We start from the raw sequence: 20,861 nt of genomic DNA, 5'->3' as shown, positions 1-20,861 counted from the left end.
TTTGAATAAAATGTCCGATTAATTATAAAAAAAAGGTTTAATAAATGGAATTACTACTTGCTAGAAATGAATTAAATGAGAAGCCAAAAAAAGTTCAATTAGATAAGATTAAAGATGAACTAAAAAAAGAGGCTCAGAAGATTTTTTATTTTGATAGAGATAACTCACACAAAGATATGATGGCTTTAGTTGAAGCTTTAGAAAAAGAGGGTTTTAATATATACTTTAGAGAGATTAAGTATGGTTTAGCAGATGATGAGTATATGTATGAGGTTCATGCTCTTTAATTTTTTGAGTATATAAAATATGAGTAAAAAACTATTTATACAAACTTTGGGTTGTCAGATGAATGACACCGATAGTAAACATATACAAGCTGAACTTGAAAAACATAAAGGTTATACAGCTACACAAAATATTGAAGATGCAGATTTAATTATCATAAACACTTGCTCTGTTAGAGAAAAACCTGTTCAAAAACTTTTTTCTGAAATTGGACAATTTAACAAAAAGAAAAAAGAGGGTGCTAAAATTGGAGTTTGCGGATGTACTGCATCACATTTGGGTCAAGATATAATAAAAAGAGCTCCTTATGTAGATTTTGTACTAGGGGCTAGAAATATATCAAAAATAAAAGATGTAGTTGATATAAAAGGTGCTGTTGAAATTAGTATTGAAAATGATGATTCACAATATGATTTTGCAACACCAAAAACAAATAACTATAGAACAAGTGTTAATATCTCTGTTGGTTGTGACAAAGAGTGTACATATTGTATCGTGCCAAGTACAAGAGGAGAAGAGATCTCAATTCCTCCTTCTATGATAGTTTCACAAATACAAAAAGCTGTTGATAATGGTGCTGTTGAAGTTATGCTTTTGGGACAAAATGTAAACTCTTATGGAAAAAGATTTAGTAATAACGCAGATAAATATAGTTTTACAAAACTTCTTCAAGATATATCAAAAATAGAGAAACTTAAAAGAATAAGATTTACATCTCCTCATCCTCTTCATATGGATGATGAGTTTATAGAGGAGTTTGCAAAAAATCCAAAAATTTCAAAATGTATTCATATGCCACTTCAAAGTGGATCAAACTCTATTTTAAAAGCCATGAAAAGAGGATATACAAAAGAGTGGTTTTTAAATAGAGCATTTAGATTAAGAGAGCTTATTCCAGAACTTAGAATAACAACAGATATTATTGTTGCTTTCCCAGGAGAGAGTGATGAGGATTTTAGTGATACTTTAGATGTTGTAAATCAAGTTAAGTTTGATCAAATATTTAACTTTAAATATTCAGCAAGACCAAATACTAAAGCACTTGCTTTAAAAGATATTGAAGTTTCTGATGAGGTTGGAAGTGCAAGACTTGAAGAGTTAATAGAGCTTCATAAAAGACATTTAGAACAAAGTATGCCAAAAATGGTTGGAGAGACTGTAAATGTTTTAATTGAAAGTCTAAAACCAAATGGTGAAGTAAGTGGATATACAGATAACTACTTTTTAGTTTTTGCTAAAGGTAGTGATGAGTTGCTTGGAAAATTTGTGGATATAAAAATAACAGAGGCAACAAGAACATCACTAAAAGGAGAAGTTGTAGCATAATGTGGAAAAAATTTAAAAAAAGATTTGCTCCTAAAATTTTATATTACTTAGTAAAGTTTATATACGCTACGAACAAAAAAGTTTATCACCATCCAAATGATGATAAAGAGACTTTTATAATTTCAATGTGGCATGCAGATTTAATGTCACAACCATATAATTACTTTGCATTTAGAAAAGATGGTATTGTAAAGGCTATGATTAGTGAAAATAGAGATGGTGAAATTATTTCTAAATTGGTTGAAAACTTCAATATTGGTTCTATTAGAGGATCATCTTCAAAAGGTGCAGCTAAAGTTATGATTTCTGCACTAAAAGAGTTAAAAATTGGAAATGATATAGCAATTACTCCTGATGGTCCAAGAGGTCCTAGATACAGTATTGCAGATGGTATTGTTGCAATTGCACAAAAAAGTGGAAAAAAGATTAGATGTTTTAATGCAATTCCTACAAAGTATTGGCAATTTAACTCATGGGATAAATTTATTCTTCCAAAACCTTTTGGTAGGATTGATTTTTATATAAGTGAACCCTTTAGTGTAGATAATTTGGAGCTAGAAGAGGCAAAAAAAGTTATAAAAGATAAGATGTTAATTCACTCTTTAGATTAATTTAGGAAATAAAAATGTTTAAAAAAGATACTCTATTTATAAATCTTATAAAGCAAAATAATCAGCTAAAAATAGAACAAAAAAAGTTTAAAAAAGATGCTTCTATAAAAGTTTCAAGTTCAACTTACTTGGTAGATGAGGATATAATTCCTTCAAATATTTCACAAAAATTAAACTCTATTCAATTATCTCAAGACTCATATCTAAGCACTCTATTATTAAGTGATACTACAAAAATTGTTCCTAAAAAGAGTGCTAAAGTAAAAGATTGTACGATTATTGATTTTGATTTAAGACATGATATTGTTGTTCTTGATACTACTTTATTTGAGACAAAAAACTATTTTGCATCTTGTGGAATAGATTTTATATATTCAGCATTTCACATAATGAAACAACATATAATTAGACATACACCAAAAAGTGAACTAATAGTATTTATTTATAATAGTAGAGCTTATATTTTAATAGTTGATAAGCATAGTAATATTATCTACAACGAAGTTGTACCACTACTTAGTTTTGATACGGTTAAAAAGACACATTTTTATGAAAATGATATAGAGGGGCAAAAACTTTTTGATGAACTTTATTATCTTGAGTTAAATAATATTTTACAAAATGTTCTTTTAACATTTCACAAACAAAGAGATGATATTTTTGTACAGAAGATATCACTACTTTTACCTTTAAAAAATCTATCAAAAGAGCAGATAAATAGCCTAAGTCAAGAGTTGAAACTAAAAATTGATGATTTTACTGTTGATATTGATAAAGAGCTTGATATTTTAACTAAAGAGAATTTAGGAGTTAATAGTTTTATAAAACCAAGAGCTAAAAAAGTAAAAAATGATCCAAGATATATTATTTTAGTATTTTTATTTGCATTTTTGATTTATGGTGCATATTATGTATTCAAGGATATAAACTTTGTTAATCTTGCACAACAGCTAGACTTAATTAAAAAAGAGAAAAAAGTAGAGATTAATCTTCCAAATCATGTAGAAGCAAATGAGTTATTTGCTCAAAAGATTCAAAATATATTTCAAACAGTTCCTCAAAAAGTGATGATAAACTCAATGAAACTATATAAAAATAGTTTAGAGCTTGAAGTTTTGGTAAAAGATGATACAAATTTAAAACTATTTACAAGCTCACTTAGTGGAATTTATAAAAATTATAAGATGAATAGACTAGATAATAATCCTGAGGATTTTAGTGTAAATTTGAGCTTTGAAAATGAAATAGACTCTTTAGATTCTATGCAAAAATCTATAAAAATAGAGTACATGAGTGATGATATATTTACAATTGATGAGATAAAAGAGCATTTACAAATACTTTTAACTCAAAATAGTGAGATAGTTTTTGTAAAACAAGAGAGAGTAGATGAGTTAAATAAATTAACATTTAGTGCGAAAATGGATAATTCAAATCCTCAAGAGTTTTTTGATTTAATAGCTAAGTTAAATGAAGAGTTATACTCTATAAACTTAAGTTTTCCTATTTTTATGCAAAATAATCAAGAAGATGGGATAGAGATTAAATTTTATTTAGACTATTTTCAAAAGAGAGATTAAAATTTAATCTTCTCTTTTAATATGTTTTTAACTCATTATAAATACTATCTCTTTCAACTGGTATAAATCCAGAGTTCTTGATTAAATCAATAAACTCATTTTGAGAAACCCCATTTTTACTATTTGCTCCAGCTGCACTTTGAATTGACTCTTTTTCAATAGTTCCATCAACATCATTTGCACCAAACTCTTGAGCAATAAGTGCTAGTTTAACTGTAGAAGTAGCCCAGTATGCTTTTATATTTGGAATATTATCAAGAAGTAGTCTTGATATTGCATAAGTTTTTAGAATCTCATTTGCAGTTATTGGCTCTTTTACTTTTAAGTAGTTATTTTCTGTTTGAAATACAAGAGGAATAAATGCATTAAATCCACCTGTAATATCTTGAAGCTCTCTTAATCTTAAAATATGGTCAACTCTATGCTCTTTAGATTCTATATGACCAAAAAGCATTGTTGCATTACTTTTTTTGCCTCTTTTATGCCAAAGTTCATGAATTTTTAACCAGTCACTACTACTTACTTTCCCACCACAAATTCTTTTTCTAATCTTCTCATCAAAAATTTCAGCTCCACCACCTGGCATTGAGTCAACACCACTTTCACACATAGTATCAATAATCTCTTCATAACTTAAGTTATACTCACTACTTAAAAAGTGAATTTCAGCTGCTGTTAAAGCTTTTATATGAATTGATGGAAACTCTTTTTTTATTTTTTTAAAAATATCCATATACCACTGTAGTCCAGTGTGAGGATTGTGTGCTGAAACTATATGAACCTCTTTAATACCATTTTTTGATGAGTTTCTAACAGTTTCAATCATCTCTTCGTGAGTTAGAGTATATTGATTTGGATTTTTTCTTGTTGCACTATATGCACAAAATTGGCAAACATCTTTACAGATATTTGTTGGATTAATGTGCCTATTTATATTAAAATATGTCTTTTTTTGATGTTTTTGCTCTCTTATTTTATTTGCATAATATCCTAAAGTAATTACATCCAAATCGTATAATTTAACACCATCTTCAAAATCTAATCTAATATTTTTCTCTAATTTCTCTTCTAAAGTCATAATTTTCCTACTTACAATCTATATCTTTGATATAGTTTCCTTCTTTATCTCTATAAATAAATCCAATACAATTTTTATTTAAATCTAAATCATCAAAAACAACTTTATAAACAGTAGTTTTAAACTTTGTTTGCATATCTTCAACGCTTTGTTTATTTACAACTTTTAGATTTTTTATATTTTTATGATCAAGTGTATATAAAACTTCACTAAATTTTTCAACTTTTAAAGTTTGAAGAGTTACAAAAGTTAAGATTCCAAGAGTAACTATAATAGATATAGTTATTACAGTTTTTTTAGGTAGTTTTCTAGTTTGTTGATGATTCATTTGGATACTCTTGTATTGGTTTAAAAGAACAATCATTTCCGTCATAATACTCTATATTACCATCTTCTATTTTGTAATACCAACCATGAATTTGAAGTTTTCCCTCTTTTATTTTTTGTACAATATAAGGGAAAGTTAAAAGGTTTTCCATTTGATATACAATTGAAACTTTCTCTGTTGTTCTATAAATTTGCTCTTTATCATTTTTGTTTAAAGTTGCTAAAAGTGTGTACTCTTTAGCTTTTTTTCCAAGCTCTAACCACTTTTTAATATTTACTAAATCAGGAGAATCTCCTAAATCTTGATATAGATTTTTACAAGCTCCACAATGTGAGTGTCCACAAACTATAATATGTTTTACATTTAAAATATTTACAGCATACTCAATAACAGCACTTGTTCCGTGAAAATCCTCATCAGGATTATAAGGTGGTACAAAGTTTCCAACATTTCTTAAAATAAACATATCACCTGGTTTTGTATCAAGAACTAAATCAGGAGTTACTCTACTATCGCTACAACCAATAAATAAAATCTCTGGATGTTGTCCTGTGTCTGCAAGTTGTTTTAAATCTGCTTCATATTTAGAAAATCTAACCTCTCTAAACTTTTTGTTACCCTTTATTAAATCATTTATCTGCATTTAATTCCTTTATCAATTTACAAACTCTTTTTAGCTTATTGTTACTTATATCTATTTTTGCAATAAGTCTAATAATAGCACTTTTAACTGTTGGTTGCCGTATTGCTCCAACTAAAAATCCACTCTCTTTTAAGGTTTTTTGAATCTTCAAAACTTTTTTATTATCATTTACTAATATTGGAATAATAAGTGATTTTGAATCTACTCCTAAATAGCTTTGGATTATACTTAAGTTTTTATTAATTTTTTGTTTTAGTTTTTGCTTGTTATTTAAAATATATTTTAAAGATTCCAATCCAAGGGCTGTGTCAAAAAGTGAAGGAGCTGTTGAATAGATAATTGGTTTTGCTCTATTTTCTAAAAATTTTATAATATTTTTTGAAGCCAATATATATGCTCCATAAGAGCCATAAGCTTTTCCTAAAGTTCCCATTTTTATATGATTTTTTTCAATTTTTATGTTATAAAAATCAAAAATTCCTAAAAGATTATCTCCAATTACTCCAGAACTATGAGCTTCATCTACTACTAAAATTGCATCATATTTTTTAGCTATTTCAAAAATCTCTTTTTTTGCTAAATTACCACTCATAGAGTAAACACCCTCTATTGCAATAATCTTTCTTCCACTACTGCTTGATGATAAAATTTTATTCTCTAAATCTTTCTCATCATTGTGTAAAAATGTAACTACTTGATTTTTATCCAAAAGTTTTGATGCTAAAATACCACTTGCATGATACTCCTCATCAATAAAAAGTGTATCCCCTTTTCGAACCAGCGCTTCTAGTAAAGAGATATTTGCTAAAAAACCACTCCCAACAATAATTGCATCTTCAAAACCATTTGCTTCTATTAGCTTTTTTTCAAACTCTTGATGAATTTTTGAATAACCATTTACAAGCATTGATGCTTTTGGTGCAAAGTAGTTGTTTTTTAAAACTCTTTTATATGCTTTTTCAAAAAGTTTTCTGTTTTTTGCTAATCCTAAATAGTCATTTGATGCTAAATCTAATAATTGTTCATCAAATAGAACTCTATTTCTTGTTCTATTTGCTTTTTCTATTGCTTCAAGCTCTTTTTTATACAAATTCACTCCATTAGTTGATAGATATAATATCTAAAAATTAATTAAAATTTTTAAATGCTAGTTTTTTGCTACTACAAGATTGTAGAATCTTTTTTGTATTTTAAAGTACACTAAAACAAGCCAAAGATGTTTTGCGACCTTCATCTTTGGCTATTTTTTATAAAGTTATATTCTCTAAAAACTCTATTTTATCTTCATTTACAACTATTGCATCAATACAAAAAGTAACATCTAAATTTTTAATTTGTAAATAATAAAGAGCACTTCTTTTTACTTTTGATAACTTAAGATTTGTTAGATTTGATATTGCAGTTTCATAATCTTCACCTGATTTTACTTCACAAAAGTGATAAACACCATCTTTTATTGCAATAATATCAATTTCGCCTATTTTTTTTGCATAAAAATTTGTTTCTATAATTGTAAAGCCAAGCTCTTGCAGGAAAAAAACCGCCCTTTCTTCTGCAAAATCTCCCTTGACCCTACTCATATTTATGCACTTGTAGCGAAAGTTAAAAGTTCAATAGTGTCATTTTTTTGTGGTATATAGTTGCACCATTCATCTCTTTTTACAATATCCATATTAACTGCACAAGCCATAATTTCATCAATATTTTTTAAATTTTTTATTATCTCTTCTAGTGTTAAATTACTCTCTATTTTTTGTAATTTACCGTTTATTATTACTTCCAAACTCTCTTCCTTTAAAAAATGGGAAGAAATTATACTCATAAATTTCTTAATAGTTGGTTTATACCATCTGTAACTAAAGAGTAACAAATAAAAGAGTATAATGTCATATTTAAAGGAGATTAAATGCAAAAAAAGACAAAAATTTTAGCAACTTTAGGGCCTGCAAGTAATAGTTTAGAGATGATTGAAAGATTAATTGATGCTGGTGCTAATATGTTTAGACTGAATTTTTCACATGGTAGTCATGAGTATCATCAAGAGACAATTGATAATATTAGAACTGCAATGAAAAATAAAAATAAAATTGTAGGAATTCTACAAGATATTTCTGGACCAAAAATAAGAGTTGGAGAGCTAAAAGAGCCCTTTAACTTAAAAAGTAAAGATACTATAACTTTTGAAAAAGAGGAGATTGTTGGATATAAAAAATCTGAAAATGAGTATGTTGTATCTATAAACTATCCATATATTTTAGAGAAAATAAAAAAAGATGAGTATATTTATCTTTATGATGGAGTTATAAAAGCAAAAGTTATTGAGACTAAACCAAAGGTTGTTGCCCAAATTGAAAACTTTGGAACATTAAGTTCAAGAAAAGGTGTTAATTTTCCAAATACTGTTATAAATATTGAAGTTATTACAAAAAAAGATGAAGCTGATATTGCATGGGGAGTTAAAAATAGAGTTGACTATTTTGCAATCTCTTTTGTTCAAAATGCAAACGATATGAAAAGAGCAAGAAAACTTCTAGGAAGTTATAATGGAAAATTAATAGCAAAAATTGAGAAGTTTGATGCTGTTTCAAATATAGATGAGATTATGGATAATAGCGATGGAATAATGGTTGCAAGGGGAGATTTAGGAATTGAAGTTCCTTATTATGATGTTCCTACTATTCAAAAAATGTTGATTAAAAAATCAAACGAAAGAGGAATTCCTGTAATTACTGCAACTCAAATGCTTTTATCGATGACTCAAAATGAAAGAGCAACAAGAGCTGAAATCTCAGATGTTGCAAATGCTGTTTTAGATGGAACTGATATTGTAATGCTTTCTGAAGAGAGTGCGGTTGGAGATAATCCTACAAATGTTGTTGAGACTATGCAAAATATTATTAGTCAAACAGAGAAAATTTATGACCATACAAAAAGAGACTCTTTACCATATTTAGATGAGTTTGATGTAATTCAAGCAACAGTTACAAAACTTGCAGATGACTTAAATGCTTGTGGAATATTATCTTTAACAAGTACAGGAAACTCTGCTAGAAAGATGTCAAGATATAGACCAAAAACTCCTTTATATACATTCACACACAGTAAAGAGACTTTGACACAATTAACTGCAATTTGGGGAGTTGAACCAGTTGCTGTAATTAAAGAGGCACAAGCTTCAAAAATGATTCAAAAGATGTTAAGAACATTAGAGAAAAATGGTGTTTTAAATAGACAAGGATTATATATCTGTACAGTTGGATATCCAGTAGGACTTCCTGGAAGTACAAATACAATAAAAATTTTAACACCAAGTGAAATAGAGTACTATATGAACTTTAAAGAGAATAGACAAAAAGCTAAGAAGAGTAAAAAAGAGGCAAAGAACTAGAGATATCTAGTTCTTACCATAAATTTCTGAATAAGAGTGCATTCTAGCAGTTACTTTTTGTAGATAGTTTTTAGTCTCATCATAAGGTAAATCTTTTAAAAGCTTATTATAAACCTGTTTTGGAGTCATAGAGTTTATTATTGGTGCTGCATTTGCCATATTTGTTGTTTTTGAGAAAGTTCTAGCAACATTTCCAGCCCCTGTGTTGTAAGCTGCAATTGCACAATACAATCTACTCTCATCATTTGTAATTTTTGATAGATATCTATAATATAACATATGTAAATACGCTGTTCCCATTGTTATATTGTTTGTTGAGTTATAAAGATATGTATCGCTTACAAGTTTTTCCTCTTTATATAAGAAATTATAAACATCCCTTCCAGCAGAGCTTGGAACTATTTGCATAAGACCAAATGCTGGAATATGCGACCTTGCTTTTGGATTAAAACTACTCTCAGAGTGCATAATTGCAAATACTAAACTTTTTGGAATCTCTCGTATTTTTCCTTGTTTTGCAACCTCATTTTCATACTCTTTTGATTTTTTAATCATGGCATTATTTGGCATTGCTACAGCTACACTATAGACTTTTTGATTTGGTACTTTGGGATTATTTTGCACTTTTATTGTTTGATTGTTTATATTTTTGTTTGTATAAAGATTCAACTCTTTATTTGTTGGTTTTTTACCAAATATAACATTTGATAAAATAGACTCATTTTTAAAAGATGAGCTTACAATACTACTTTGTGGTTTTATATTTGATAGTTTTTTTTCAAATGGGTCTATACGATTAAACTCATCTGTATCGATACTTACAAGAAGGGCTAACTCTTTTTTTAAATTTTTAGTAGCCTCTTCATAAGAGCTCGCTATTGTTTCAACAACAATTCTTTCATTTTCAAAATCTATTTCCCCTCTAGTTTTTTTATCATCTGTATAATTTACTAAAGATTTTGCAGTTGGCATTTTTGCAACTTCCCAAAGTTTTGCTGCTTCGTTTTTAAACTCATCAAAAGCCTCTTGTTGAGCCTTTTTGTACTCTTCAAACTCTTTAAGAGAGTTCTCTTTATAAAGAGTAAATGAGTTTAAATCTCTATTTTTTTGTGCATTAAAAGAGTCTATTTTTTTTTGAAAATCACTCTCTTGCTCTTTTTTATACTCTTGAAAATTTTCTGCTTGTAACAAACCTAAAAATATGGCAAGAAGAGTTATTTTTCTCATTTTTTATTCCATAATATCTGCAGGTGCGTAAACTTCACCCTTCATAATTATTCTTGCACTTCGGCTCATTGTAGCTTTATCAACTATATATTTACCGTTCTCTTTTTTTATAACTGCTCCAACTTTTAGTGTTCCAGATGGGTGTCCAAACTCAACAGCAGTTTTCTCACCTCCACCAGCAGCTAAATTTACTAAAGTTCCTTCTATACAAGCTGCAACTCCAATAGCTACCGATGCTGTTCCCATCATTGCATGGTGAAGTTTTTGCATAGATAAAGCTCTTACATGAAGATCAATCTCGTGAGCTTTTACCTCTTTACCACTTGAAGTTGTAAAATCAGATTTTGGTGCAACAAAAGCAATTTTTGGAGTGTGTTGTCTTGTTTCTGCTTCACTTAAATCAGAAATTAAACCCATTTTTAAAGCACCATAGCTTCTTATCTTTTCAAATCTTGCTAAGGCTTGGGCATCACTATTAATATCAGCTTGAAGCTCTGTTCCTTTATATCCAATATCGCTAGCATTTAAAAATATTGTAGGAATTCCAGCTGTTATCATTGTAGCTTTAAATGTTCCAATTCCAGGAACTTCTAAATCATCTACTAAATTTCCAGTTGGAAATAGCTCTTCACTTGGATCAACTGGTTCTGCAAACTCTAAGTTTATCTCTTGGGCTGGAAAAGCAACACCATCAATATAATAATCTCCCATCTCTTTTACTTGTCCATCAACCATTGTCACATAACAAAGAATTGTTTTTTTGATATTTGCTTGCCAAATTCTTACACAACAAACACCGTTTTGTGGAACATTATCAACTAATCCTTCATGAATAGCAAAAGGTCCAACAGCTGAGCTTAGATTTCCACAATTCCCACTCCAATCCATAAAATCTTTATCAATTGCAACTTGTCCAAAATAGTAATCAACATCGTGATTTGGAACAGTTGATTTTCCTACAAGTATAGCTTTAGAAGTAGAAGAAGTTGCTCCTCCCATACCATCCATTTGTTGTTTATAAATATCAGGACTTCCAACTATTCTTTGAAGAAGTTTATCTCTTTTTACTTTGTCTTCTTGTGCCTCTTTTGGAAGGTCTGCTATATTAAAGAATGTTCCCTTTGAAGTTCCACCTCTCATATATGTTGCTTTTACTCTTATTTGTGGTCTATAACTACTCATATTTTCTCCTTTTAAAATTTTATAAAACAGTTCAAAAATTGCTTTATAAAATTTTAATATATTAAAAAGAGTTCTCTTACTTTTCTTTCTAAAAAGAAAAGTAACAAAAGAGAATCGGGACACCCGTTGCTTTTTTAGGGATTTTTTCAATAAATTTCTAAAACCTTTCTCCTAAAAAAACAAAGTGTCCCTTTTTTTCAATGTTAATAAATTAAAACTAAAATTAAATTTCTTGTTTTAAGTTTACTTATTTTCTGCAATAACATCTTTTGCGAATTTTTGTAAAATTCCACCAGCTTTGTAAACTTCAACCTCTGCAGTTGTATCCAATCTACAAGTTACTTTGAACTCTACTTTTTCACCATTTGCTCTAGTCATAGAAACTGTTAAATCACCTCTTGGTTCAATGTTTCCTAAAATATCAAATGTCTCTGTTCCATCAATATTGTAAGTGTGTCTTGTATCACCTTTTTTAAATTGTAGTGGTAAAACACCCATTCCAACAAGGTTTGTTCTATGAATTCTTTCAATTGATTCAGCAATTACAACTTCAACACCTGCAAGTCTTACACCTTTAGCTGCCCAGTCTCTAGAACTTCCTTGTCCATAGTTTGTTCCAGCAACAATAATTAATGGTTGTTTTCTTTCCATGTAAGTCTCTATTGCTTCCCACATTCTTGACTCAATACCTTCTGGCATGATTTTTGTTAGGCTGCCTTGTTTAACTTTACCATTCTCATCTTTAACCATCTCATTATATAGTTTTGGATTTGCTAAAGTTGCTCTTAAAGCTGTGTTATGGTCACCTCTATGTGTTGCATAAGAGTTTAAATCCTCAAGTGGTAACCCCATTTTTAAACAATACTCACCAGATGCACTATTTGCTTGAATAGCATTTGAAGGCGATAAGTGGTCTGTTGTAATATCATTTGGGAATACTCCAAGTGGTCTTAAGTTTTTAAGAGCTGGCATACTCATAAATGCATCTTCCCAATATGGTGGTTTTTGAATATATGTAGATTTAGCATCCCATTTATAGAATGGTTCAGCTTTTTCACCTTTGTCTGATTTTGCAAACATTGGGTCATATATTTTTGCAAACATCTCTGGTTTTACAGATTTGTAAACAATTGCATCAATCTCTTCATCACTTGGCCAAAGATCTTTAAGTCTTACTTCATTTCCATTTTTATCAATTCCTATAACACCTGTTTCAATATTAACTCTAATACTTCCAGCTAATGCATAAGCAACTACAAGTGGAGGTGATGCTAAAAATGCCTCTTTAATAAATGGGTGAATTCTTCCATCAAAGTTTCTATTTCCTGATAAAACAGCAGTTGTATAAACACCGCTAGCTGTTGCTTCTGCTTCGATTTTTGGATCAAGTGCACCACTCATTCCATTACATGTTGTACAAGCAAATCCTACAATTCCAAATCCTAATTTCTCTAATTCAGCTAAAAGACCTGAATCTTTTAAATATATTTCAGAAACTTTTGAACCAGGTGCTAGTGAAGATTTTACCCATCTTTTTCTACTTAATCCAAGCTCATTTGCTTTTTTAGCTAATAATCCAGCAGCAACAACATTTCTTGGATTTGAAGTATTTGTACATGATGTAATAGCAGCAATTAAAACTGCACCATCTGGCATAACATCATTTGAAACAGTAATTTTTTTAGCAATTCCTCTATCATCAAGAGCTGATACAGGAAGAAGTTTATGTGGTTGAGAAGGACCAGCTAGTGTTCTTGTAACAGTTGTTAAATCAAACTTAATTGTTCTTGCATAAGTAGCTTCTGCTAAAGTATCTGCCCATAAACCATTTGCTTTTGCATAAGTTTCAACTAATTTTACTTGCTTTGGACTTCTTCCAGTAATTCTTAGATAATCAATAGTTCTATCATCAATAGCAAACATTGCAGCACTTGCACCATACTCAGGTGTCATATTTGAAATAGTTGCTCTATCTCCTAAATCTAAATATTTAATTCCGCTTCCATAGAACTCTAAGTAAGCTGAAATAACATTATTTTCTCTTAAGAAAGATGTTAATGAAAGGGCAATATCAGTAGCAGTAATTCCTTCCCCTCTAGTACCAGTAATTTCAACTCCAATAACTTCAGGAACTCTCATATAAGATGGATTTCCAAGCATTACATTTTCAGCTTCTAATCCACCAACTCCAACAGCTATAACTCCAAGAGCATCAACATGAGGTGTGTGTGAGTCAGTTCCAACAAGTGTATCTGGAGATGCAATTCCATCAATATTGTGAATAACTGGAGACATTTTCTCAAGGTTAATTTGGTGCATAATACCATTTCCTGGAGGAATAACATCTACATTATCAAATGCTTTTTTAGTCCAGTTAATAAAGTCAAATCTATCTGCATTTCTTCTATCTTCAATATCTCTATTTTTTTGGAAAGCATCTGGATCAAATCCACCACACTCAACTGCTAGTGAGTGGTCAACGATTAATTGAGTTGGAACAACTGGATTAATTTTTTGTGGATCTACACCTTTAGCAGCAACTGCTTCTCTAAGACCTGCTAAATCAACGAAAGCTGTAAGTCCTAGAATATCGTGACAAATAACTCTTGAAGGATACCAAGGGAAATCTTTGTCTGTTCTTTTTTCTATTAATTGAATAAGTGAATCTTTTAAATCTTCACTTGGACATTTTCTAAGTAAGTTTTCTGCTAATACTCTTGATGTGTAGTTAAGTTTTGCAAAAGAACCAGGTGTGATATCTTCAACTGCACTTTTTACATCATAGTATTTAACATCTAAACCATTTAACTGTTTAAGATATTTTTCGTTTGTCATTTTATTTTCCGTATTTTTGAATTTGATTATAAAAAAAATTTAGGCTCTAAAGCCTAAATTTAAAGATTATTTTCTATCTTTTAGAGGAACAAAAGCTCTAGGCTCTGGTCCTGTGTACTCAGAACTTGGTCTGATGATTCTATTATTAGCTCTTTGTTCAAATGCATGTGCAGCCCATCCAGCAGCTCTTGACATAATGAATAAAGGTGTGTAGTAAAGTCTTTCAATTTCCATATAGTGGTAAATTAATCCACCAAAGAAGTCAATATTATCTGGTAAACCTTTTTCAGCTTTTACTTTGTCTCTAATTGCTGTTGCAATATCAAATAGTTTTGGATCTGAAGTTTCTAACTCTTTTAACTCTTTTGCTAACTCAAAACCAACTGGGCTTCTTGGATCTAGATTTCTATAAACTCTGTGTCCAAATCCCATGATTTTCTCTTTTTTAGCAAACAGTTCATCAACAGATTTAAGTGCATGTTCAACATTGTCAAATTGAAGTACAAATTTAATAGCAACTTCATTTGCTCCACCATGTAAGTGACCTTTTAATGTTCCAATTCCTGTAGTCATACAAGAGTAGATATCTGATAGTGTAGAAGCTGTAATTCTGTTTGCAAAAGTTGATGCATTGAACTCATGCTCTGCATATAATGTTAACATTGCATTCATAGCTTTTACTTCAACAGCTAGAGGTTTTTTCTCTTTAAGTCTTTCTAAAATGAATCCAGCAATTGTTGTCTCTTCAGATTTTAGGCAAATCTCTTTACCATTTTTATGCCAGTGGTGCCAGTAAACTAAAAATGATGGGAATGCTCCTAAAAGTCTAATAATTTTTGCCATTTGATCAGAAAAATCTTCAGCTTCTGGCTCAACGCATCCTAGTGCTGCTGTTGCAGTTTTCATAACATCCATTGGATGTGATGATGCTGGAATTGATTTTAAAACATTTTTAACTGAAATTGGTAACTCTCTACCTGCAATGATTTTTCTAGTGAAATCTTTTAATTGTGCTTTATTTGGTAATTCTCCAACAAGTAAAAGATAAGCTACTTCTTCAAAATCTGTGTTTAAAGCAAGGTCTGCAATATCATAACCTCTATAGTTTAAACCATTTCCTAAACCGCATGTACAAATAGCTGATTGTCCAGCTGTAACTCCTGCTAATCCGCTCATAAATTCTCCTTAGTAATATCTATATTAAATCTTTATTGTAAAAGCTAATTACTTAGCTTTTCCTTTTGAAAATAGTTCATCCATTTTTTGCTCATAAGAGTGGTAGTTTAACATATCATATAACTCCATTCTTGTTTGCATTGTACTAATAACACCCTCTTGAGTACCTTTATCTTTTAACTCTTGATAAACATTTAACGCAGCTTTATTCATTGCTCTAAACGCAGAAAGTGGGTAAAGAACCATAGCAATTCCAACACTTGCTAACTCTTCTGTTGTAAATAAAGGAGTTGCTCCAAACTCTGTAATATTTGCTAAAACAGGAACACTCATAGCTTCTGTAAACTCTTTGTACTCTTTTAAAGTGTGAACAGCTTCAGCAAAAATAGCATCCGCTCCAGCTTCAACATAAGCTTTAGCTCTAGCAATTGCAGCTGCTTGTCCTTCGCTTGCATGTGCATCAGTTCTAGCAATAATATAGAAATCTGGATCTAACTCTTTTTTAGCATCAACAGCAGCTCTAATTCTATCGCACATCTCTTCAGTAGATACTAACTCTTTATTTGGTCTATGTCCACATCTTTTAGCAGCAACTTGATCTTCAATATGCATACCAGCAGCACCACTTCTAATAAACTCTTTAACAGTTCTAGCCACATTAAATGCATGTCCCCAACCAGTATCTGCATCAACAATTAGTGGCGTATCACAAATAGAAGTAATTCTTCTAATATCAATACAAACATCTTCAATCATTGTCATACCTAAGTCTGGTAAACCATAAGAAGCATTTGCAATTCCTCCACCACTTAAGTAGATTGCTTTGTGTCCTACTTTTGTTGCTTGTAATGCTTGGTAAGCATTAATTGTTCCAACAATTTGTAGTGGACTTGAAGCTTTTAGGGCTTCTCTGAATTTTTTTCCTGCACTTATCATTTCTATATCCTTTAAAAATATTGTCCAAAAATTATATCGATTTTGATTTCTTTTGTATGTACTATTTTATAATCAAAAACTACAATTTTTATACAATATTTTTAAAATGTACAAAAGTTGTTTTTATGTATTATTTTTGTACAATATGCAAAAATAGTATTAAAGGGAGCTTATGGATTTTAAAAATTCAATAGATAAATTTATAGAGATTTATAATAGATCAAATCTTAGTATATCTAAATTTGCTAGTTTAATTGATAAAGATAGAAGAACAATTACATCATGGATTGATAGAGTTAGTGGTATTGAAATAAGCAGTGAAATTAAAGCAAAAATTTGTAAAGAGTTTAGATATCCTGAGTATATTTGGGAAGATGCTTGTTATGGTGAAGAGTTTTTAAAATCAATTACTTTAATTCCTCAAAAAGAGGTAAGAATTATTGATGAGGATTATAAAGGAAGACTTCAATATATAATAGAACATGAAAAAAATAGAAGATTTGTAATTCAAGCTCAGTTTCCAGGTCCTATGTATAGAGATAGTGCTGTTAGAAGAGTTTATAAAACATCTACAAGTCCTGATATTGAAGAGCTAAAGCAAGAGAGAATTGATCAAATGTTGAGATATGATTATGATACAACTGAGTGGTACTCTATAAAATCAGTTTTAAGTTTTTGTTTTGCAAGTATTGGAAATTTTTTTACAAAAGATGAAAAAATAAAGATTTTGGAGCTTATGTATGAGCTTTTTAATAATAACTATAATAAAAAACTTTTTCTTTTTGATTCATTCTCTAGAAAAATTTATGGAATGGAGACAACATATATATCTATAAATGTAAAAAATAAGATTCTATTTTTTAAATCACCAATAGAATCTGTTTTTATAGAGATAAGAAATAAAAATTTAGTAGAAAGAATGCATAAATATTATAGTTCACCAATAGAAGCTCCATCTCATGTAAATTTTTTGGATTCTGTGAAAATTTTAAAGATACTTCAAGATGCACTCAAATACAATAACACGATTACTCAAGCTTATGAGACAATCAATAGAGAGACAAATTATGGAGAGCTTTTCTATAATAATTTAAGTATAGATTTACAAAAACAGGTTAGTTTACCAAAAACTTCGCATAGAAGATAATGAAAGGATTAAATATGAAAATAGTAATTTTGGATAGAAAAACATTAGGATTTGATATAGATGTTTCAATTTTTAACAAATTTGGTAGTGTTACATCTTATGATGTTACAAAAAAAGATGAGACAAAAAGCAGAATAAAAGATGCTGATATTATCTTAACAAATAAGGTTTATGTAGGAAAAGATGAGTTAGAAAATTCTAAAGTAAAACTAATTTGCATAACAGCAACAGGTACAAATAATGTTGATTTAAATTATGCAAAAGATTCAAATATTGTTGTTAAAAATGTTGCTGGATACTCAACAAGCAGTGTTGTACAACTTGGATTTTCTATGATTTTATATTTTGTTCAAAAACTAAACTACTACAAAAATTATGTAGATGGTGGAAACTGGCAAAATAGTGATATTTTTACACACATAGATATGCCATTTTATGAACTTGATGGAAAAAGAGTTGGAATTATTGGGCTTGGAGAGATTGGAAGAGATTTTGCAAAAAAAGCAAAAGCTTTTAACTGTGAAGTTGTTTACTACTCTACAAGTGGTGAAAATAAAAATAGTGAGTATAAGAGTGTAAGTTTAGAAGAGTTATTAAAAACAAGCGATATTATCTCAATTCATGCACCTTTAAATGATAAAACAAAAAATTTATTAAAATATGAAGAGCTAAATATGCTAAAAGATGGAGCAATTTTACTAAATCTAGGACGAGGTGGAATTATAAATGAAGAGGATTTGGCAAAAATATTAGATCAAAGAGATATTTTATGTGGTTTAGATGTTTTAAGTTTAGAGCCAATATCAAAAGATAATCCACTTTTAAAAGTAATAAATAAACAAAGACTTCTTTTGACTCCTCATATAGCTTGGGCTAGTGTTGAAGCTAGAAAAAGATTGGTTGAGAAAGTTGCTTTAAATATTGAAGAGTTTTTAAAACAGAGTGGTTACTAGTAACCACTTTAAGATAGTATTACTTTTACCTTATCTAAGCCGTAAATAATAGAGAAATCCTCTATTAAATTTGCAAGTTCAACAACCTCTTCATTTTTCATTCTAATACAACCAGCACTAACACTATATCCAAGACTATTCTCATTTAAAGTTCCGTGAATTCTATAAGTAGAGTTTCCATCAACTATATGAGATAGATTTAATTTTGCTTCACCCATATAGTTATATTTATGATTTGGAGGAACAATATCTGGTAAGATAATCCCTCTTTTAGCAAAACTTTTTTTAGTATCAGGTGTTGGATACCAAATAGGATTTAAAGATATTGCTGTAATAAAACCAAGACCTTGAGGTTTTTTGATGTTATTTTTTCCAGTTGAGACAACATAGCTTCTTAGAAGTCTCTCTTCATTACTCTTTTTAGCAAAAAGTTCCATAATATTATTTTGTGAATCAACTTTTAAAATTAACTCATCAAAATCAAAACTGTTTACAGCTCGTTTTCTATTTTTTAGACTATTTTTTGAGTTGTTTTTTTGATTGTCAAACTCTTTTAAACTAACATTGTATAAATCTTCTAAAATATTATCTTTATCTAAATCTATAAAAAATTTATTATTGTTTAGCTCATTTAAAATATCTTCAGTTAACAATTTTGGATATGCTTTTTGCTCTTTTAAGTAAGAAGATCCATTTTCTAAAACCTCTTTTGCTTTTTCTAAACTATCAAAGATATTTAAATTTGTAAAGTATCTATTATTTTTTTTAACTATAAAAGCTTTTTCTTTCATACTTTTTTCAATTTTATTTTGACAAGATTTTGCATACTCAAAAGTAGATGTAACACAAACTCTAATTGTGTAGTTTGTTATATTTGCAAATAAAAAATTGATTGAAAGTATTGATAAAATTAATATTCTCATAAAGGTTCCCTATTTTTTAATATTTTATTTATTTATGATAAAATGCAGTCCATTTTAAAACTTTTAAGGAAAAAATATGTTTAAATCTGATGATTTGACTCTGTTAAACTCTAAATTTATTACAAAATGTAGCCCATTTATGAAAATATTTACACTATTTTTTACTCCAGCACTACTTTTTGCTTTGGTTTTATTGTGCTATTTTGCTTACTTACCTCTTAAAATTGAGATTCATACAGTTATTTTAATAGGATTTATATTTTTTATCTATCTATTTTTTATACCACACAACGCATATTTAGTATCATGTAAATTTAAAACAAAATATGAAGATATGAAAAATGAGCTACTTGAGTATGTTAATAACAATCTTTTAACAATTGATAATCAAACAAAAGCAAATGGGAGTGTTGATGACTTTTTAAAAGAGTACACAAGTAATTTAAGAAATAGTAATTTCTCAAATATTGCTGGTGGAATATTTCCTACATTAGGAATTTTGGGAACTTTTATATCTATTGCTATTACAATGCCAGATTTCAGTTCAAGAGATAGCCTTGCTTTGGATTTAGAGATTACAAAGCTTTTAGGTGGAGTTGCAACTGCATTTTATGTATCTATTTATGGAATTTTTCTATCTATTTGGTGGATATTTTTTGAAAAATTTGGAATAAGTAGATTTTCAAAAGATAGTTTTATAATCAAAGAGAGTACAAAAAACTTTTTTTGGACAAAGATTGATATTGAGTCAATTCATATAAAAAGCAATATCGATAATTTCTCAAAAATAAATGATATTTTTAAAGAGCTAACATCAAGCAAAGTTATGCAAACTCTAAATGATAGTATTGAAAATAGATTTGAAAATTTAAACAAAATTTTAGAAAAAGAGCTAGATTTATCACATAAAATTGATAAAAATATCTCAAATTTTGAAAGATTACTTAGTAGTGCAGAGAGTCTTAATTATAAAATAAAAAATCAAAATGATATTTTTATAGATATGTCAAATGATTTAAATAAAAATATTATTGAACTAAACTCTCATATGAATAATTTAAGTAGTGAAAATCTAAAAGCGATATATTCAAATATAGTAAAAAGTATTGAGACGATGAAAGGTGATATAGAGAAAATTGAGTGGAAATATAAAGAGGGATTAAAAGAGTCTTTAAAACAAATAGATGAACAAACTGTTGCTATTGTTCAGAATCTATCAATATTTAAAGATTTATCAAAGTAG

Annotated in this window: 20 protein-coding genes; 8 read left to right on the top strand and 12 right to left on the bottom strand. The window is 29.0% G+C overall.

The window, feature by feature from the left end; all coding sequences use genetic code 11:
* Positions 1-44: 44 nt before the first annotated feature.
* The 4 genes from CRU94_RS06600 to CRU94_RS06585 are packed head-to-tail and all read left to right on the top strand — an operon-like array spanning position 45 to position 3,802.
* Positions 45-287, top strand: coding sequence for an HP0268 family nuclease (locus CRU94_RS06600; RefSeq protein ID WP_066356599.1), 243 nt, complete (start codon positions 45-47; stop codon positions 285-287).
* A 19-nt stretch (positions 288-306) separates the two neighbouring features.
* Positions 307-1,611, top strand: coding sequence for a tRNA (N6-isopentenyl adenosine(37)-C2)-methylthiotransferase MiaB (gene miaB / locus CRU94_RS06595; RefSeq protein WP_129105991.1), 1,305 nt, complete (start codon positions 307-309; stop codon positions 1,609-1,611).
* Positions 1,611-2,222, top strand: a complete 612-nt coding sequence (locus CRU94_RS06590; protein ID WP_129105990.1) for a lysophospholipid acyltransferase family protein — start codon at positions 1,611-1,613, stop codon at positions 2,220-2,222. Before miaB ends, CRU94_RS06590 begins: the two co-directional genes overlap by 1 nt.
* Positions 2,223-2,236: 14 nt before the next feature.
* Entirely contained in the window at positions 2,237-3,802 is a 1,566-nt protein-coding gene (locus CRU94_RS06585) for a hypothetical protein (RefSeq protein ID WP_129105989.1), read from the top strand.
* 16 nt (positions 3,803-3,818) lie between these two features.
* Here the strand turns inward: CRU94_RS06585 and mqnE are convergent, their stop codons facing one another.
* The 6 genes from mqnE to thiS all read right to left on the bottom strand — a co-directional run bounded on the left by mqnE (position 3,819) and on the right by thiS (position 7,634).
* The gene (gene mqnE, locus CRU94_RS06580; protein ID WP_129105988.1) at positions 3,819-4,880 is read right to left on the bottom strand and encodes an aminofutalosine synthase MqnE; all 1,062 of its coding nucleotides are present in this window, start codon (positions 4,878-4,880) and stop codon (positions 3,819-3,821) included.
* Between the two features lie 7 nt (positions 4,881-4,887).
* Positions 4,888-5,208, bottom strand: coding sequence for a hypothetical protein (locus CRU94_RS06575; RefSeq protein ID WP_129105987.1), 321 nt, complete (start codon positions 5,206-5,208; stop codon positions 4,888-4,890).
* The gene (locus CRU94_RS06570) at positions 5,189-5,851 is read right to left on the bottom strand and encodes a carbonic anhydrase (RefSeq protein WP_129105986.1); all 663 of its coding nucleotides are present in this window, start codon (positions 5,849-5,851) and stop codon (positions 5,189-5,191) included. The genes CRU94_RS06575 and CRU94_RS06570 overlap by 20 nt, the downstream gene beginning before the upstream one ends.
* Complete coding sequence (locus CRU94_RS06565; protein ID WP_129105985.1) at positions 5,838-6,941, bottom strand: aminotransferase class I/II-fold pyridoxal phosphate-dependent enzyme; 1,104 nt, start codon at positions 6,939-6,941, stop codon at positions 5,838-5,840. Before CRU94_RS06565 ends, CRU94_RS06570 begins: the two co-directional genes overlap by 14 nt.
* Before the next feature lie 157 nt (positions 6,942-7,098).
* Complete coding sequence (locus CRU94_RS06560) at positions 7,099-7,431, bottom strand: YraN family protein (protein WP_129105984.1); 333 nt, start codon at positions 7,429-7,431, stop codon at positions 7,099-7,101.
* 2 nt (positions 7,432-7,433) lie between these two features.
* Positions 7,434-7,634: a sulfur carrier protein ThiS gene (gene thiS, locus CRU94_RS06555; protein WP_129105983.1), complete on the bottom strand. Its 201-nt coding sequence runs from the start codon at positions 7,632-7,634 to the stop codon at positions 7,434-7,436.
* 123 nt (positions 7,635-7,757) lie between these two features.
* On the opposite strand from thiS, the gene pyk reads away from it, so the two are divergent.
* Positions 7,758-9,239, top strand: coding sequence for a pyruvate kinase (gene pyk, locus CRU94_RS06550; RefSeq protein WP_129105982.1), 1,482 nt, complete (start codon positions 7,758-7,760; stop codon positions 9,237-9,239).
* A gap of 6 nt (positions 9,240-9,245) precedes the next feature.
* On the opposite strand, the gene CRU94_RS06545 is transcribed toward pyk, so the two are convergent.
* The 5 genes from CRU94_RS06545 to prpB form a co-directional block, all read right to left on the bottom strand.
* Positions 9,246-10,466 (bottom strand): murein transglycosylase domain-containing protein, encoded by a 1,221-nt coding sequence (locus CRU94_RS06545; protein ID WP_129105981.1) that lies wholly within the window; start codon positions 10,464-10,466, stop codon positions 9,246-9,248.
* A gap of 3 nt (positions 10,467-10,469) precedes the next feature.
* Complete coding sequence (gene prpF, locus CRU94_RS06540) at positions 10,470-11,648, bottom strand: 2-methylaconitate cis-trans isomerase PrpF (RefSeq protein WP_129105980.1); 1,179 nt, start codon at positions 11,646-11,648, stop codon at positions 10,470-10,472.
* A 243-nt stretch (positions 11,649-11,891) separates the two neighbouring features.
* Positions 11,892-14,483, bottom strand: coding sequence for a Fe/S-dependent 2-methylisocitrate dehydratase AcnD (gene acnD, locus CRU94_RS06535; protein ID WP_129105979.1), 2,592 nt, complete (start codon positions 14,481-14,483; stop codon positions 11,892-11,894).
* A gap of 66 nt (positions 14,484-14,549) precedes the next feature.
* Positions 14,550-15,659 (bottom strand): citrate/2-methylcitrate synthase, encoded by a 1,110-nt coding sequence (locus tag CRU94_RS06530; RefSeq protein WP_129105978.1) that lies wholly within the window; start codon positions 15,657-15,659, stop codon positions 14,550-14,552.
* A 48-nt stretch (positions 15,660-15,707) separates the two neighbouring features.
* A complete protein-coding gene (gene prpB / locus CRU94_RS06525) occupies positions 15,708-16,592 on the bottom strand; it encodes a methylisocitrate lyase (protein ID WP_164966578.1) in 885 nt (294 codons plus the stop codon).
* Positions 16,593-16,767: 175 nt separating this feature from the next.
* On the opposite strand from prpB, the gene CRU94_RS06520 reads away from it, so the two are divergent.
* A complete protein-coding gene (locus CRU94_RS06520; protein WP_066158770.1) occupies positions 16,768-17,742 on the top strand; it encodes a hypothetical protein in 975 nt (324 codons plus the stop codon).
* Between the two features lie 14 nt (positions 17,743-17,756).
* A complete protein-coding gene (locus CRU94_RS06515; protein ID WP_129105976.1) occupies positions 17,757-18,695 on the top strand; it encodes a D-2-hydroxyacid dehydrogenase in 939 nt (312 codons plus the stop codon).
* A gap of 8 nt (positions 18,696-18,703) precedes the next feature.
* Here the strand turns inward: CRU94_RS06515 and CRU94_RS06510 are convergent, their stop codons facing one another.
* Entirely contained in the window at positions 18,704-19,618 is a 915-nt protein-coding gene (locus tag CRU94_RS06510; RefSeq protein ID WP_129105975.1) for a L,D-transpeptidase, read from the bottom strand.
* A 76-nt stretch (positions 19,619-19,694) separates the two neighbouring features.
* On the opposite strand from CRU94_RS06510, the gene CRU94_RS06505 reads away from it, so the two are divergent.
* Entirely contained in the window at positions 19,695-20,861 is a 1,167-nt protein-coding gene (locus tag CRU94_RS06505) for a MotA/TolQ/ExbB proton channel family protein (RefSeq protein ID WP_129105974.1), read from the top strand.

This window comes from Arcobacter sp. AHV-9/2010 (assembly GCF_004116575.1).
Classification (GTDB): domain Bacteria; phylum Campylobacterota; class Campylobacteria; order Campylobacterales; family Arcobacteraceae; genus Aliarcobacter; species Aliarcobacter skirrowii.
The sequence above is the reverse complement of the archived record's forward strand: the minus strand, read 5'-3'. Positions and strand labels throughout refer to the sequence as shown.

Excerpts from the sequence above, each read along its gene's own strand:
- CRU94_RS06510 (WP_129105975.1), bottom strand. The coding sequence starts at position 19,618 with ATGAGAATATTAATTTTATCAATACTTTCAATCAATTTTTTATTTGCA.
- mqnE (WP_129105988.1), bottom strand. The coding sequence starts at position 4,880 with ATGACTTTAGAAGAGAAATTAGAGAAAAATATTAGATTAGATTTTGAA.
- CRU94_RS06585 (WP_129105989.1), top strand. The coding sequence starts at position 2,237 with ATGTTTAAAAAAGATACTCTATTTATAAATCTTATAAAGCAAAATAAT.
- prpF (WP_129105980.1), bottom strand. The coding sequence starts at position 11,648 with ATGAGTAGTTATAGACCACAAATAAGAGTAAAAGCAACATATATGAGA.
- CRU94_RS06530 (WP_129105978.1), bottom strand. The coding sequence starts at position 15,659 with ATGAGCGGATTAGCAGGAGTTACAGCTGGACAATCAGCTATTTGTACA.
- CRU94_RS06575 (WP_129105987.1), bottom strand. The coding sequence starts at position 5,208 with ATGAATCATCAACAAACTAGAAAACTACCTAAAAAAACTGTAATAACT.
- CRU94_RS06570 (WP_129105986.1), bottom strand. The coding sequence starts at position 5,851 with ATGCAGATAAATGATTTAATAAAGGGTAACAAAAAGTTTAGAGAGGTT.
- CRU94_RS06560 (WP_129105984.1), bottom strand. The coding sequence starts at position 7,431 with ATGAGTAGGGTCAAGGGAGATTTTGCAGAAGAAAGGGCGGTTTTTTTC.
- CRU94_RS06600 (WP_066356599.1), top strand. The coding sequence starts at position 45 with ATGGAATTACTACTTGCTAGAAATGAATTAAATGAGAAGCCAAAAAAA.
- CRU94_RS06515 (WP_129105976.1), top strand. The coding sequence starts at position 17,757 with ATGAAAATAGTAATTTTGGATAGAAAAACATTAGGATTTGATATAGAT.
- CRU94_RS06505 (WP_129105974.1), top strand. The coding sequence starts at position 19,695 with ATGTTTAAATCTGATGATTTGACTCTGTTAAACTCTAAATTTATTACA.
- miaB (WP_129105991.1), top strand. The coding sequence starts at position 307 with ATGAGTAAAAAACTATTTATACAAACTTTGGGTTGTCAGATGAATGAC.
- CRU94_RS06590 (WP_129105990.1), top strand. The coding sequence starts at position 1,611 with ATGTGGAAAAAATTTAAAAAAAGATTTGCTCCTAAAATTTTATATTAC.
- pyk (WP_129105982.1), top strand. The coding sequence starts at position 7,758 with ATGCAAAAAAAGACAAAAATTTTAGCAACTTTAGGGCCTGCAAGTAAT.
- CRU94_RS06545 (WP_129105981.1), bottom strand. The coding sequence starts at position 10,466 with ATGAGAAAAATAACTCTTCTTGCCATATTTTTAGGTTTGTTACAAGCA.
- CRU94_RS06520 (WP_066158770.1), top strand. The coding sequence starts at position 16,768 with ATGGATTTTAAAAATTCAATAGATAAATTTATAGAGATTTATAATAGA.
- acnD (WP_129105979.1), bottom strand. The coding sequence starts at position 14,483 with ATGACAAACGAAAAATATCTTAAACAGTTAAATGGTTTAGATGTTAAA.